Here is a 14,246-nt window from a genome sequence, read left to right as displayed (position 1 = left end):
TAACAGTTGCAGGAAACGAGTTCCTATTTATATTCAATCGTTACGTTCTTCAGATCGCCGGTGAACTTAAACGGCGTCCTGTAGCGGTCGGACACGGGTGAGTTCAGGTCCTGCCCTACGTCTATCGCGTCTTTGTAAAACCCGATATACCGCCCTTCAGACTCCCTGATCGTACGTTCTCCCACTTTCACACCATCGATAAAAATAGATTCCGTGCCGCCGTCCACATCCGGTTGTTGAGGCCCTTTTACGCCATGGGCCACGGGGCCGCCTTTGCCTGTGTAGTTCAGCTCAAAGCGCAGCTGGTGTTTGCCCGGGGTGATGTTTTTGGAAGACTCAAGGTGTTTTACAATAGAGCCGGTGTTGTGCGCCACCTGGAATTTACCGTCTTTTACAAACAGGCTCAGGCCTTCAAACTCGCTGCCCGTGGCGAATAATACACCATGGTCCTGCGGATTCCGGATGTTCACTTCCGCTGTAATGGTAAATGATTCTCCCTGGAACTGCGGGCCGCTCATGGTCAGCAGCTGATCCACTCCCGGGTATAAAACGATCTTGTCCGCTGTGCCGAAGGCGCTTCTTTCCCTGCCTGCCGCGCCCCTGCCCTGTGTGGCGTCTACCAGCGGGTATACGTTGTATTTCTGCGCTTCCGCGTCAAACAACTCCTGTAATTCCTTCAGTTTGGCCGGGTTCTGTTTGGCCAGGTCTATCCTTTCGTTAAAATCCACTTTCAGGTCGTACAGCTCCCATACATCGTTTTCAAATTTGGTGCCTGCTTCATGGAATACCGATGCTTTCCAGCCGTCTTTGTAAATGGCCCGTTTGCCTCTCAGCTCGTAATACTGTACAGTATGGCGGTCCGGCGCGGCAGCATCGTTGATGGAGTAATAAAGGCTGGTGCCTTCAAAAGGTTTTTGTTTTACCCCTTTGATAGTTTCCGGCACTGTAGCACCGGCCAGATCGATAATGGTAGGCGTGATGTCACTCACGTGGCTGTACTGGTTGCGGATGCCGCCCTGTTCTTTGATCTTTTCCGGGTAATACACAATCAGCGGGTTGCGGGTGCCGCCTTCGGCGTTCGCATCTGTTTTCCAGAGGCGGAAAGGCGTATTGGTGGCCTGCGTCCAGCCGGCGGGGGCATCCATGAAAGAATGTTCCGTGCCGAACTTGTCAATGTTTTTTGCTGCCTCCTGCACTTGTTTACCGTCATCCTGTTTGCTCACATAACCGTTGAGGGCGCCGTGTTTCGGGCCGTGACTGGAGCCGTTGTCGCCAATGATCGCGATGACGAGCGTATTTTCGAAATGGCCCGTTTCTTTGAGATAATGGATCACGCGGCTGAATTCGTAGTCCGTATGCGTCATGAACCCGGCATATATTTCCATGTAGCGGGCGTATACTTTCCTGGCTTCGGGGCTCAGGCTTTCCCAGGAGGCAACGGTTGGGTCACGGTCCGGCAGTACTGCATTTGCGGGCAGGATGCCGAGTTTTTTCTGGCGGGCGAATACTTCCTCGCGGTACCAGTCCCAGCCTTTGTCGAATTTCCCTTTATAGAGGTCGCTCCATTTTTTATCCACCTGGTGGGGGGAGTGAATGGCGCCGACAGAGAAATAAAGGAAGAAGGGATTTTCCGGCGCGATGGACTTCTGGTTCGCAATATATTTGATCGCTTTGTCTGCCAGTAGCGTAGTCACGTGTTTGCCGGAAAGGTCGGGCACGGCCACCTGGTTGTCTTCATACAGGTTCGGGTGATACTGGTCCGTGTGGCCGAGATGCCATCCGTAAAAATGATCAAATCCTCTTCCCAGCGGCCACCTGTCAAAGGGCCCCACGGAGGTGATCTCATTCAGCGGTGCTACGTGGTATTTTCCTACGATGTAGTTGCTGTAATTGTTTTCTTTTAAAATTTCAGCGATGGTGCCTTTGTCCGCGGGCATCACGCCATCATAGCCGGGGTATCCGAGGGCGCCGTAATTCAGATGCCCCATGTGCACGGAATGGTGATTGCGGCCGGTGATAAGGGAAGCGCGGGTGGGTGAACATACGCCGGTGGTATGAAAGTTGGTATAACGCAGCCCTTTGTTTGCCAGGCTGTCCAGCATGGGCGTCTGCATCAGGCCGCCAAAGGCGCTGGAGGTACCGTAACCCGCGTCGTCTATCAGCAGCACGATCACGTTGGGCGCATTGGCGGGCGCTTTCTTTTTAGCCGGCCACCACTCCACAGATTCTTCCACAGTCTTCCCGATCTTTCCTTTATATACCGTCCCCGCGCCATTCTGTGCGGAGGCGGTGATGCTGCCGAAAGTAGCCAGCAGCAGGAGGTTTGTTTTGATATTCCTGGTCATTGTTTGTTTTTTGTTCGTTGATGTTTATTGATCCCACCAGAGTTTAGGGGTTTGCAGGTTGGAATTTTTCACCGGCAGTTTCGGGTTGAGGTTCGCCTCGCTGTTTGGATACGCGAAGCGGCGCGGTATCGCCCCCGTGGGGTTGATGGCCGTTACGCCGCCGGTAGCGGGCGCCAGCGAAGGGTAACCGGTGCGCCGGTAATCCGTCCAGGCTTCGGGATTCAGGAACAGCGCGATGTATTTCTGTGTGATGATCGTCTCCAGCTTCTGCCCGAAACTCCCGGCCAGCTGCACTCTTTTATTGATGTAGTCATCTTTTTTCTCCGGCGAAGCGAAGGGGTCGGCGGTGGAGGTCACTTTGTCGAAAGAGCTGCGCACGGCGGTTTCCAGCGCGGTTTTTATCAGCGGGTCATTTTCGTCCAGGATGAGGCGGGCCTCCGCTTCGATGAATTTTGCTTCCGGATAACTTAAAACAGATACCGGCGAAATGCTCCGGCCGTAATAAGTCCTTTCCCCTGCAATGTTCGAGGCCGCGGAAGGCACGCCCGGCAAGGCGCCCACATAAGTATCAGCCGGCGCGGGCGCCGGGCGCGGGGCTGCAAACGCGGCTCTTCTCGGATCCACCGGGATGGTGGGCGGGTTGCCGTTCAGCAGGTTGACGAAATAAGCACCCATGCCATACCATCCTGGCCTTCCTGCGTTTTGGGTAAACCATGGCGATGCCTGGTTGTTCGAGTTGCCGAAGACCACGTCAAGATCACCATCGTTGTTCTGAATGCCGCGGTAAGTATTGCCGTCGTACAGGAACTGCAGGGCTTCACGGGCGGCTTTCTGCGCATCTACACCGGAGAGATGAAGGGCATACCGGGCTTTTAAGGTCCAGGCGGCGGCTATCCACTGCGCGGAATTTCCGCCATATACTACGTCTTCTTTCCCGGGCGCAATGCCGGCGGTTTGTTGCAGATCGGTGATGGCGGCGGAAAGCAACGTTTGTATCCGTCCATAGATCACTTCCTGGCTTTCATAACCTGGCGCGAGGATGTCCGGATTCAGCGCTTCTTCATACGGGATGTTCCCGAAGGCATCGGTCAGCGTACCGAGGGCTACGGCTGTCAGTATTTTGGCCACACCCGCATACCGTGGCGCATTGGTATTCTCCGCTTTTTTGATGATGCGGGACAGGTTATTGAGCACAGCCGTATAAGCCTTGCCCCATGAGCCGTCGAAGTTGCTGGTGGCAAAATCGTAACGGTCTTCGTTCACCGCAAAACCGCCAATGCCGCTGATGTATTGGATAAACACGGAAGAGCGAAGGGAAAAATCCGCGGCGTTGTTGTATACCAGCGCCACTTCCGCGCTGGGCAGCATGCCCGCCAGCGGTATGTCCGAAGGGTTGTTTTTATTGATATTGGCGTCTTCCAGTAAATTGCCGCAGGAACCGGCCAGCGGTATTACAGCGAGCATTACCAGTCTTCTCAATGTCTTTTTGTTCATTGCTGAAATTTTTACTGTGTTTGATCAGAAGGAGACTTTCAGGGCGGCACCGTAGCTTTTGGTGGTGGGATAGTTGAAAAAATCCGAGCCATAGCCGTTGGTGGAGCCGCCGCGCAGGTTCACGTCAGGGTCGCTGCCGGTGTAGTTTGTCCAGGTGAAAAGATTCCTGCCGGTGAGTGTGAGTTCCAGCTCGGACAGCCTGATCTTTTGCAGCAGGCTTTTCGGGAAACTGTAACTCAGGTTCACGTCCCGCAGCCTCAGCCACCAGAGATCCTTTTCAATATACACCGACCCATAGTTGATCGTGCTTTTGTACCACGCTTCACCCGGCACTACTTTGATCGTATTCTGTTTACCGCTTGAAAGGCCTACTCCTTCAAATACCACCTGGTCGTAGCGGTTTTCTGTTTCTTTCGCCACACCATTGTTCACCATCTGCGCCAGCGTGCTGTTGTAGATGTCGAAGTACTGCCGGTTGTCCAGCAGGAAAGAAAGGGCAATGTTTTTGTAACTCAACGTATTCCGAAGGCCGGCGTTCCACAAGGGATTGGGGTCGCCGATCACGCTGGGCGTGGCTTCCGCAACGGGCAGGCCATAGTTGCTGTTCGGCGCGCCGTTGATCTGCTCACGGTCGTCTATGAGTACCTGTCCGTCCGCATTGGTGCGTAATGCCCTGCCGTAGATCACGCTGAAAGCGTATCCCGGCGCGATGATCTGTGTACCACCGTTCGTGCTCATCAGCGAAATCATACTGTTATCCCCTGTCAGCTCATGTACAAAACTTTTATTGTGGGAGAAGTTCAGCACGGTGGTCCAGCGGAAGTTCCGTTTGTTGAGGATCACACCGGTGATGATCGCTTCCACGCCACTGTTCGTAATGAGACCGGCGTTTGTAATAAAGCTGCTGTAGCCGGTGGATGCGGGAATGCTGACGGACAGTATCTGGTCGCGGCTTTCGTTTTTGTAATAGGTGGCTTCCACGCCCAGCCTGTTTTTGAAGAACCAGGCTTCCAGGCCGCCTTCGTAGGAGGTGATCCTTTCCGGCTTCAGGTTTTTATTGCCGAGGGTAGCATCCAGGCTGTAACCAGCCAGGCCGTTGAAGGGGAAGTTCAGCGTCTGCCCCTGCGCCGATCCGTTCAACGTGGTGGAAGAATAGTAGGTGCCGAGCGAATACGGTTGCGCGTCGTTGCCCACCTGGGCGTAAGAGGCGCGCAGTTTCAGGTAATCCAGCCAGGGAACGTCCCAGTTCAGGGATTCATTCACGATCCAGCCGAGGCTTACAGATGGATAAAAGAAAGAGTTCTTTCCTTTTGCCAGTGTGGACGTCCATTCGTTCCTGCCCGTTACGTTCAGGATCAGCCAGTTTTTGTAATCCAGTTCAGCGCTGGCGTAACCCGCTACCAGCCTTCGTTGCGTGGTGGCCTGCTGTACGTTGAAAGTGGAGCCGTTGCTGATGTTTTCGAAACCCGGCAGGTTGAGGTTATTGCCCTGGTTCACCGTGGCATCCAGCTGGTGATCGAAATAGTTATGGCCGGCAATTACTTTCAGGCCAAAACGGTCCGAGAGTTTTTTGCTGGCGGTGAGGTAAAGATCGGTGTTGATATCCCGGTTAAGGAAAGTATAATTGATGAGCACGCCCGCGGGAAAAGCCACTGATCCTTTGTTGAAAAGGGCCATTCTTTTTTCATTGTAAATGTCCGTTCCCACCCTGAATGTAGCCGTGAGCCAGTTGAAGAGTTTGTAATTGGTTTCTTCCACCAGCACCACGCGGTTGTTGTTGTCCGTATGCGGGTTGTTGTTCAGCGACCAGTACGGACTGTCAAAGCCGAACGTACCGCCCGCATATGCGCGCTGGGAGCCATCTTCGAAGGTGTAGGAGCGCGGGTCATCCGCAGGGTTCTTCAGGCCGTTGGTGATATCGAAATTGGCGGGAGTATTGATCAGGCTGCGCAAAGCGCCACCGGGCGCGCCACCGGGCAGCATCCTGTTCCCCGATCCGGTGTTGAAATAATTCACGGACAGGGAAAAATCCAGCTTGTCGCTGGCCTGGAAGGTAGCGCCAAAACGGGCCGTGTTGCGGAAGAAGTCCGTGGTAGGCACAACTCCCTGCTGATACAGCCTTCCGAAGGAAAAATAATAACCGAACTTTTCCGTTTTGCCCGTTACGCTCAGGGCATTGTCATTGGTATAACCCCGTTCAAAAAAATTGCCGATGTTGTCGTACAGGTTCACGGGAATACCGTTGGACAAGGGATTGCTTTTCCCGACGATCGTCCCGTTCACATCCCATTTGCTGGGTGTGCTGCTATAGGTAAGCGTGTCCAGCAGCGGCCCCCAGCTGTCTTCCGAGCCATTCTGCCCGGGCACCACGTACCGTTTCCCTGATCCCTGGGCAAACTTTCGCTGGATGGGTTGCAGCCTACGGGCAATGGATTCGAAAGTAAGACTGCTGTACAACGATACTTTCAGCTTACGCGGCTCCTTCCCGTTGCCGCCCTTTTTGCTGGTGATCACTACCGCCCCGTTCGACGCGCGGATACCATATAATGCCGCAGCAGCCGGTCCTTTCAGCACAGCGATACTTTCAATGTCGTTCGGGTTCAGGTCCACCGCGCGGTTCGACTGGTTCACTATCTGGTTCGCATTCTGTATGGCAAGGCCCGTATTGGAATTGTCGATGGGCATACCATCGAGGATAAACAGCGGGGAGTTTTCCCCCAGCACCGATGCGCTGCCGCGGATGCGGATGGTGGCCGAACCGCCTGGCTGGCCGCTGCTGTTGTTGATCTGAACGCCTGCTACTTTCCCGCTGAGCGCGGAAACGATGTTGGGCTCTTTGGTGGCAGTTACTTCTCCTCCTTTTAAGTTCTGTACTGAATAATTGATCGACTTTTTTGTACTCTTTATTCCCAGCGCGGTTACGACCACTTCATCCAGCTGCCCTATGCTGTATTGCAGCACGATTGCGACATGTTGCTGACCGTTGACGGGTATTTCGCGGGAATTAAAACCGGTGAATGAGAACACCAGGTTGCCACCATCGGGGACTTTGATACTGAATTTACCGGTGCTGTCCGTTACCGTGCCGTTCGGTGTTCCTTTCACCGCTACGGTAACCCCTTCCAGTATTTCTCCTTTGTCTGACCTCACCTCGCCGGAGATTTGCTTAACAGCAACCGACTGAGCCGAGGTTACGGTGGTGATGGCCAAAAGTAATTTGAGCCATAATAACCACTTAATTTTCATACGAATTTATTTATATTCGGTCCAAGTAATAAGGCGGCGGAAGAACATACAATGTCCTTCTGCCATGATTTGCGTCAGCCTTTTTATCAGGCCGGTTATCGCTCCAACGATGCCGGCCATCTTTTTTAGGAATATCTACGGACCGGCCCTGTCCGAGGGCGGCGTAAGCGGATGTGCCATGGAATTATTTATGATGAAAAAAGAAAACAAAAAAGGAGAAACGGATCAGCACTCGCAACAACAGCCACGGTTGACATTGGCGGTTTTACAATAAGTTCCGGAAATCAGGAACCGGTCAGGGAAACGTGCCTGATTTGGTCTCATGTGCCCAATGTTTAAAGTTTAAACAAAGCTAGCCTGTGACCCGAACGCCAGCCAACAGCGCGCGGAGTCAATGCGAAACAAAGATAATCGTATTATCCTATAAAACAAGTAGACTAATATAATTTACATAAAATAGTCCGGTGCCGTGCGGGAGTTGCCCCTATTGCGGTAGGGCGGTCATTCAAAAATACCGGTACATTCCAGCCTGGCTGGCAGGATGGCCCGGGTTGCCGCTCTGTGAAATTTTGCGCTTATTGTGGAAAGCCTGATTTTATTTCCTATTTTAAGTGACCCTTTTAAAATTCCATTTATGAGAACATGCATTGTTTTCTGTTGTGTATTGTTATCGCTCACCAATATTACCCGGGCACAGGTTTCGTTCAAAAAACATACCCTCAGCCCCGTTTTTATTGCGGAAGGGGCCACCACCGGTGACGTGAACAAAGACGGCAAAACGGACATCCTGGCGGGGATATACTGGTTTGAAGCGCCTTCCTGGAAAAGGCACCTCATCCATACCGATACATTAAATCCAGTGCCCGGCTATAGCACAACTTTTCTGAATTTTTGCACGGACGTGAACAATGATAGCTGGCAGGACCTTATCCGTTTCGACCAGCCAGGGGCCGTATGCGCATGGTATGAAAATCCGCGCGGCAAAAACACTCTCTGGAAATCCCGTACCATACTTGAATCCGCCGGCAACGAAACGCCGATACTCGTAGATGTGGACGGAGACGGTAAAAAAGACCTGATCTGCAATGATTCCAAAGCCAGGAAAGTACTCTGGCTGAAAGCGCCTTCAGCCAAAGGAGATACCCTATGGATACAGAATATCATCAGCAATGACAGTCTCAGGGGCACCCACCGCTACACGCACGGCCTTGGCTGGGGCGATATGAACAAAGACGGCAGGAACGATGTGATCATCCACACCGGCTGGTGGGAAGCCCCGGCAGATCCGTCGCAGCCCGACTGGACATTTCACCCCGCGGACCTCGGGAAAGAATGTTCCAATATGTTCGTGCTGGATGCAGACGGGGACGGCGATATGGACGTGGTGAGCTCCTCCGCGCACGCATACGGCATCTGGTGGCATGAGCAACAGCCGCAGGGTTTTACCACGCATGAGATCAGCAAACAATTCTCGCAGACGCACGCGATGGCTTTTGAAGACATCAACAACGACGGCCATCCTGACCTGATCACGGGCAAACGGTATTTTGCGCACAACGGCAAAGACCCCGGTGCGTTTGAGCCCGCTGTACTCTACTGGTTCGAATACAAACCGGGAAAAACACCCGCCTGGGTCCCGCACCAGGTGGATGATAATTCAGGCGTGGGCAACAGTTTTGCAGTGACCGATCTGAACAAAGACGGCCTGAAGGACATTATCATTTCAAACAAAAAAGGAGTTTATTATTTTGAGCAGGAGAAAAAATAACGGTTAACAAATCTATTAAAATGACAACTCCCCCAGCACCCGAAGTATGGCAAAGAGGCCCGGTGGAAGGCATTCCCCCGCTCCTGCAGCCTGTGGCCCATGCATTGCTGCAGGCCCGTGAAGAACTGGAAGCGCTGATGCGGGGCTTCAGCGAAGAACTGCTATGGGAGCAGCCGGCCGGCGTAGCTTCCCCGGGCTTTCATCTCCAGCATCTTTCCGGTGTGTTGGACAGGCTGCTTACCTACGCACGCGGCGAAACCCTTTCCCCCGGTCAGCTGGAATTGCTGCGGCTCGAAAATGTAGCCCCGCAGCCCGGCGTTACCGTTAGCCAATTGCTTTCCCGGTTCCACCAGCAGACAGATCATGCGCTGCGGCAACTGTCACAGACGGACGAAGCTACACTCACAGACTTTCGCGGGATAGGCCGGAAACAAATACCCACCAATGTGATCGGGCTGCTGGTACATGCGGCGGAACATACCATGCGCCATATCGGGCAGTTAAATGTGACCGTACGAGTACTGAAATCCTGGGCCGTACAATAAATAATTTGTAGTTTCCACCCGGATCAAATAATCCATTTTTTGATGAGCACACCTAAAGTATTATTGCAGGAACCCAACAACCGCGACACTTTATACGCTGTGGTGGAACAGGATGAACGTACCACCTACTTATATATTTACCCTTCCGAACAGTTTTCCGAACGTTACAATATGCGGGCCTGCTGGCTGCGAAACCTCCGGCCCGCCCCGGATACCCGCGATTACCAGGCTATGGAAGAAGGCATAGCACCCTTGCTAGAAGCGCGTTATTGCAATCATCCGCTGGGCCGCGAACCGCTTGTAGCCGAACATCTAAGCATCATGTGGAGCGAAGAAGATGATGGCGCCGCTGTATTTTACCATGGTGAACCTTTCGGTTTCATACCCGGCTGGAGCCTTTCTTCCGAACAACCCGCCAGCTATGCGCTGGATTGCACCACTCCCGTTGACAACTGCGGCCTTTTCCCCCTTAGCGGCGAAGCGCTGTATGAACGTCTTCAGAAAACATCCGCTTTCTGGGAGAAATGGAGCGATGAGGACAACAATCCCTGGTCCGGCATCCAGCAGGAGTTTCTACAAGCCTATGAGGCGCATTTTGGCAATACACTGCAATATTACGCGATCGATCAGCAGCAGTGGCCGCCGATGGCGCTCGCAAAATTCGAGAAAGATGACATTGTATATTTCCTGAGCCTGGGAGTGAGCGTACGGCCCATGCCCTGGGTGGAATTGTTGTATAATGAACAGGCGCCCGGTTTCAGAAGGATGGAGCTGGGCCTTGCGGTCAGCAAAAAAGATTATACGGAAATGGAGATCATGAACATGGCGCAGGCCGTATCCGGCATGGCAGACAGTCCCTGGCGCAACCTCAGCTGGCTGGGAGAAGGGCATACCGTCGGTTCGGCGAATGTACCTGCGGGTTATGACAGTTTTGTGCTGTCTTCAGCCCTATATACAGGCCCCGCCATCGATCTGCCGCAGATGGAAGGAGATACCGTAAATCTATACTGGGCAAGCCCCATCACCCTTGCGGAAAGAGAGAGCGCCCATAGTAAGGCCAACGGCGGGTATGAACTGCTCGAACAAATGATCGGGAACGGTATCACCCATGTTGTCCGGAAAAGGAAAACCTGATGCATCATGGCAAATACAAAACAACTACGGTCGATGATTATATTTCCATTAGGCGGGATTTAAACGCCGCTCTCTCCTGCGCTCCAGTACCCGCTGTCTTAATTTCAAAAAAGGCTCCTCCACCGTTTTATTCAGCAACAAGGCTCCCAATACCGCTACCACGAGGCACAGCAGGAACATCAGGCTGCCCTTCGGCGCAAGGCCCGTTTTGATCAGCAATGGCTGCGCCAGGTGGATCACTCCTTTATGCGTCAGGTAAAGACCAAATGACAGTTTAGCCATCAGCGCAGTGAAGCGGCTGCCGTATTTATACAGAAAACATCCCGGGCTCACGGCCGCCACCACCAGCAATCCATAACCGGCAGATACCGCCGGGAAGCCAAATACGGAGGCGTAAAAATCTTTCTGATCTTCCACCAGGAACCAGGCACCGGTTAAAACCAGCAGGCCCAGCAACAAGATTGTGTTCCCGTGTTGCGTGATCTTTTCCTTCACCGAAGGCCTGAACACAAACAACGCCGCAATGGCCACCCCGGCCAGCAATCCGTCCAGCCGGTTGTATGTAGGATAATACATGTGTTTGTACCAGGTGATACCAAAGGTATCATTCCCCGCATCCGGCGCGATCAGCAGGTACCAGCTTAACAATCTCGCGATAAAACCGAAGATCAGTACCGCGAGCAACAGCTGCCCTCCCCTCCTTTCCGCATTGAAATGGATCATGGTCACCAGCACCAGCGGGAACAGCAGGTAAAAATGTTCTTCCACGCACAGCGACCAGACATGCGAAAATGTTCCGAAATTTTTGATATCAAAACCGAAGTTCTGCGTAAAGGTCAGGAACTTCCAGAGCGGCGGGAGCGCCTCTTTTTCGTGAAAAGCGGGGATGAGGAAATAAACAGCCAGCACAACGAGGTACGCCGGTATGATCCTGAAAACGCGTTTGATAAAAAACTCGGGCAGGGACACCTGTTTTCCGCGGGCCATGTTCTCAAACAGCTGGGAAGAGATCAGGTAACCGCTCAGCACGAAGAACAGGTCCACGCCGGTCCAGCCAAAGCCCATTATTTCATCCAGCCACCGCGGATGCTGAAACATCCGGTAGTGGTAAAACAACACCGTGATAATGGCCAATGCCCTCAAATGATCCAGCCCGGCCAGCTTCCCGCCGGGAGCCGTTACTGTTGATTGTGTCATAGATTTATAGCTCACCTGTTAACGGGTATGGCTAAAATATACATTTCGGGCAAGGATTACAATCGTTGGGGACAGGCGGGGAAAAACTTATCTTTAATAAAATACGCTTTATGAGTTTCAAAGAAACATTTACCCTGCATGGCGAAAACCTGGTCAAAAAGGTGAAGGAACTGATCGAGGAAGGAAATGTCCGGAAGATCACCATCACGGATAAGGATGGTAAGGAAATCATGAACTTCCCGCTGACGATCGGTGTGGTGGGCGTGGTGCTGGCGCCGATGCTGGCCGCTGTGGGAGCCCTGGCCGCGCTTATCGGCGAGTGTTCGATCACCGTGGAAAGGGACGGACCGGAAGAGGGGTGACCGCGCCAATTATGTATCTTGTGAATGAATTATGAAAACGATCACTTTGTACCGGCCTACCGGTTTACAGGAGCTTATACTGATTGCGGCCTCCGGCTTTAAAGCTTTCCCGCCCAGGCTTTCGTGGCAGCCTATATTTTATCCCGTACTGAACCAGCAATATGCGGAGCAGATCGCCTTTGAATGGAATACCAAAGACCAGGGCTCCGGTTATTGCGGCATTGTCACCTGCTTCGTTATTCCTGAGGCATTGTTTCAAAAGTATGAGGTGCAGAATGTAGGCGGAGAAATTCACAATGAACTGTGGGTGCCCGCAGAAGAGCTGGAAGCCTTTAACCGGGCGATACAGGGGAGAATAGAGATAGTGAAAACTTTCCTGGGAGAGGAATACATGGCGCCGGAAGATGAAGTGCTGGCGAAAATGATAGCGGACCTTGCGCAGCAATAAACAGGGCCGCTCCTTTTAAAACAACAGAAAGCCTCACTCTCGTGAAGCTTTCTGATTATGTTCAATATTTTCCTTTTTATTTTGCAGCCGGTGGTGCAGCCTGCGGGGCTTTCAGTGGCTCTTTATTGCCTTTGTGGCAGGTATAACAGCTTACTTCCGCTACCTGGTGGCCTTTGAAATATTTTTTATTGATCTTCGCGGTCATCCTCATCATATCCCTCGCGATTTTTTTATGATCATTGTCGTCGCTGGCAAAGTCCATCTTTTTAGGGTCCTCTTTGCTGGCTACATGGCAAAAGCTGCATTTTACACCCAGCGCTTCCTTGTAACCTCTCATCACGTTTTCGAGCTCTTCATGGCTGATGTTTTTGGGGAGCACTTTCAGGTTCTTTGCTTTTTCATGCTCCTGCTGCGGCAGTGAAAGCGAACAAAGCGTGATGGAAAGTGCTACCGCTGCCATTAATAACATACTGTTCTTCCTCTTCATACAAATTTGAATTTTTTTTGAGTTAGCGATTTGACCTGGTTTGATACAAATATTATAAAAAAAGTGCAGAAATTGATGTTATCCCGCTTTTCTGTCCGCAGGCAATAGACCGCTCCCGCCCGCGTTATATACACAGCGTCATAACCATATCCGTTAACTGAACATATGCGTTTCCCCGTACAGATATTAGCCGTTTTTTCCGTTGCCCTGCTCCTGTATGGCTGTTCCGGCTCCATGGGCGTATTTCAGCGGAAAAACCAGGTATACCAGCCGCCCAGGCTGGGTGCGGAATACCGCTTTGAAGAAGGCCTGCGCAGGCAGAAAAATCCCCAGAACCTCTTCAGCAAAAAAGAAAGAAAAGACATGGAGAAAATGGGAAAGATCACTCCCCAGGAACGCTCCGCTCCCAACACACGCATTACAACCATGCAGGCAGACAGCATCCTGACCGGCAAAACAAGGGATACCACCCATACATCCTACGCAGATAGTACACAAACTATCCCGGCGGACACCTCACTCCCGCGCCCGGCCGATACAACCAGACACCTTAACAGGTAAACAAGCCCCCAATTTAAAAGGGCAACTTAAATTATCTTTGCCCAGTATGAAACCAGGCATCTTTTTAAAAAGCACTTCTCTTTTGGATAACACCTTTTTTGGAACGTCTGTGATGTACATCACGGAGTATAATGAAAAAGGAGCCATGGGTTTTGTGGTCAATAAAAAATTCAGCCGGAACCTAAACGAGCTGGAAGAATTTAAACATATCCTTCCTTTCCCGATATACGTTGGCGGCCCGGTGGACCAGGAGCATCTTTATTTTCTTCACCGGCGGCCAGACCTGGTAACGGGCGGCGAACCCGTGGCCGATAATGTTTTCCTGGGAGGAGACTTTCAGGCAGCTGTAAAACTGATCAACAACAATACCCTCACCGCAAACGATATCAAGGTATTTATCGGCTATTGCGGCTGGGACTACCGGGAACTGGACCAGGAGCTGGCGGAAGGCAGCTGGCAACTACTGGAAGCCGGCAATCCCTTTTCCTTATAATTGATTCCCCGCTCTATCCCGCCATTGTTACGAAAACCCGCTTTTTTTCCCATCCGGATACTCCCTCCGCTTGTTCCGATTGTCTTCTTATTAAAGCAGCCCTATGAGGCTGGCAGGTACAGGCCGTAACAAATCCGGCGCAGGCATCGTGTGTTCAGAGCACAAT

12 protein-coding genes are annotated in these 14,246 nt (G+C 52.1%); 7 read left to right on the top strand and 5 right to left on the bottom strand.

What is annotated here, in order from left to right; translation table 11 throughout:
- Positions 1 to 23: 23 nt before the first annotated feature.
- Genes EG028_RS11750 through EG028_RS11740 form a run of 3 tightly spaced genes read right to left on the bottom strand, consistent with a single transcriptional unit; the run spans position 24 to position 7,085 of the window.
- Positions 24 to 2,345, bottom strand: coding sequence for an arylsulfatase (locus tag EG028_RS11750; RefSeq protein WP_120516963.1), 2,322 nt, complete (start codon positions 2,343 to 2,345; stop codon positions 24 to 26).
- Between the two features lie 24 nt (positions 2,346 to 2,369).
- Positions 2,370 to 3,839, bottom strand: coding sequence for a SusD/RagB family nutrient-binding outer membrane lipoprotein (locus EG028_RS11745; RefSeq protein WP_120516964.1), 1,470 nt, complete (start codon positions 3,837 to 3,839; stop codon positions 2,370 to 2,372).
- 24 nt (positions 3,840 to 3,863) lie between these two features.
- The gene (locus tag EG028_RS11740) at positions 3,864 to 7,085 is read right to left on the bottom strand and encodes a SusC/RagA family TonB-linked outer membrane protein (protein ID WP_120516965.1); all 3,222 of its coding nucleotides are present in this window, start codon (positions 7,083 to 7,085) and stop codon (positions 3,864 to 3,866) included.
- A 634-nt stretch (positions 7,086 to 7,719) separates the two neighbouring features.
- Between EG028_RS11740 and EG028_RS11735 the strand changes: the two genes are divergently transcribed.
- Genes EG028_RS11735 through EG028_RS11725 form a run of 3 tightly spaced genes read left to right on the top strand, consistent with a single transcriptional unit; the run spans position 7,720 to position 10,532 of the window.
- Positions 7,720 to 8,853 carry an FG-GAP repeat domain-containing protein gene (locus EG028_RS11735; protein WP_120516966.1) on the top strand — a complete coding sequence of 378 codons (1,134 nt, stop codon included), beginning with the start codon at positions 7,720 to 7,722 and terminating at the stop codon, positions 8,851 to 8,853.
- Positions 8,854 to 8,873: 20 nt separating this feature from the next.
- The gene (locus EG028_RS11730; protein WP_120516967.1) at positions 8,874 to 9,398 is read left to right on the top strand and encodes a DinB family protein; all 525 of its coding nucleotides are present in this window, start codon (positions 8,874 to 8,876) and stop codon (positions 9,396 to 9,398) included.
- A gap of 42 nt (positions 9,399 to 9,440) precedes the next feature.
- On the top strand, positions 9,441 to 10,532 hold the full coding sequence (locus EG028_RS11725) for a suppressor of fused domain protein (RefSeq protein ID WP_120516968.1): 1,092 nt from the start codon (positions 9,441 to 9,443) through the stop codon (positions 10,530 to 10,532).
- A 48-nt stretch (positions 10,533 to 10,580) separates the two neighbouring features.
- On the opposite strand, the gene EG028_RS11720 is transcribed toward EG028_RS11725, so the two are convergent.
- Positions 10,581 to 11,729: an acyltransferase family protein gene (locus EG028_RS11720; protein WP_120516969.1), complete on the bottom strand. Its 1,149-nt coding sequence runs from the start codon at positions 11,727 to 11,729 to the stop codon at positions 10,581 to 10,583.
- Between the two features lie 110 nt (positions 11,730 to 11,839).
- Here EG028_RS11720 and EG028_RS11715 point away from each other — a divergent pair, with 110 nt between their 5' ends.
- Complete coding sequence (locus EG028_RS11715; protein ID WP_120517023.1) at positions 11,840 to 12,091, top strand: DUF4342 domain-containing protein; 252 nt, start codon at positions 11,840 to 11,842, stop codon at positions 12,089 to 12,091.
- 31 nt (positions 12,092 to 12,122) lie between these two features.
- A complete protein-coding gene (locus EG028_RS11710) occupies positions 12,123 to 12,539 on the top strand; it encodes an ADP-ribosylation/crystallin J1 (protein ID WP_120516970.1) in 417 nt (138 codons plus the stop codon).
- A 76-nt stretch (positions 12,540 to 12,615) separates the two neighbouring features.
- On the opposite strand, the gene EG028_RS11705 is transcribed toward EG028_RS11710, so the two are convergent.
- Positions 12,616 to 13,026, bottom strand: a complete 411-nt coding sequence (locus EG028_RS11705) for a c-type cytochrome (RefSeq protein ID WP_120516971.1) — start codon at positions 13,024 to 13,026, stop codon at positions 12,616 to 12,618.
- A gap of 165 nt (positions 13,027 to 13,191) precedes the next feature.
- On the opposite strand from EG028_RS11705, the gene EG028_RS11700 reads away from it, so the two are divergent.
- Together EG028_RS11700 and EG028_RS11695 are read left to right on the top strand one after the other, a co-directional pair.
- Positions 13,192 to 13,587 (top strand): hypothetical protein, encoded by a 396-nt coding sequence (locus EG028_RS11700; protein WP_120516972.1) that lies wholly within the window; start codon positions 13,192 to 13,194, stop codon positions 13,585 to 13,587.
- A gap of 46 nt (positions 13,588 to 13,633) precedes the next feature.
- The gene (locus EG028_RS11695; RefSeq protein WP_120516973.1) at positions 13,634 to 14,080 is read left to right on the top strand and encodes a YqgE/AlgH family protein; all 447 of its coding nucleotides are present in this window, start codon (positions 13,634 to 13,636) and stop codon (positions 14,078 to 14,080) included.
- Positions 14,081 to 14,246 lie beyond the last annotated feature (166 nt).

It is taken from the genome of Chitinophaga barathri (assembly GCF_003807585.1).
Lineage (GTDB): Bacteria > Bacteroidota > Bacteroidia > Chitinophagales > Chitinophagaceae > Chitinophaga > Chitinophaga barathri.
This window is presented reverse-complemented; position numbering and strand designations above follow the sequence as displayed.

Coding starts and splice junctions, on each gene's coding strand:
- EG028_RS11710 (WP_120516970.1), top strand. CDS start 12,123: ATGAAAACGATCACTTTGTACCGGCCTACCGGTTTACAGGAGCTTATA.
- EG028_RS11700 (WP_120516972.1), top strand. CDS start 13,192: ATGCGTTTCCCCGTACAGATATTAGCCGTTTTTTCCGTTGCCCTGCTC.
- EG028_RS11720 (WP_120516969.1), bottom strand. CDS start 11,729: ATGACACAATCAACAGTAACGGCTCCCGGCGGGAAGCTGGCCGGGCTG.
- EG028_RS11695 (WP_120516973.1), top strand. CDS start 13,634: ATGAAACCAGGCATCTTTTTAAAAAGCACTTCTCTTTTGGATAACACC.
- EG028_RS11735 (WP_120516966.1), top strand. CDS start 7,720: ATGAGAACATGCATTGTTTTCTGTTGTGTATTGTTATCGCTCACCAAT.
- EG028_RS11705 (WP_120516971.1), bottom strand. CDS start 13,026: ATGAAGAGGAAGAACAGTATGTTATTAATGGCAGCGGTAGCACTTTCC.
- EG028_RS11715 (WP_120517023.1), top strand. CDS start 11,840: ATGAGTTTCAAAGAAACATTTACCCTGCATGGCGAAAACCTGGTCAAA.
- EG028_RS11730 (WP_120516967.1), top strand. CDS start 8,874: ATGACAACTCCCCCAGCACCCGAAGTATGGCAAAGAGGCCCGGTGGAA.
- EG028_RS11725 (WP_120516968.1), top strand. CDS start 9,441: ATGAGCACACCTAAAGTATTATTGCAGGAACCCAACAACCGCGACACT.
- EG028_RS11745 (WP_120516964.1), bottom strand. CDS start 3,839: ATGAACAAAAAGACATTGAGAAGACTGGTAATGCTCGCTGTAATACCG.
- EG028_RS11740 (WP_120516965.1), bottom strand. CDS start 7,085: ATGAAAATTAAGTGGTTATTATGGCTCAAATTACTTTTGGCCATCACC.
- EG028_RS11750 (WP_120516963.1), bottom strand. CDS start 2,345: ATGACCAGGAATATCAAAACAAACCTCCTGCTGCTGGCTACTTTCGGC.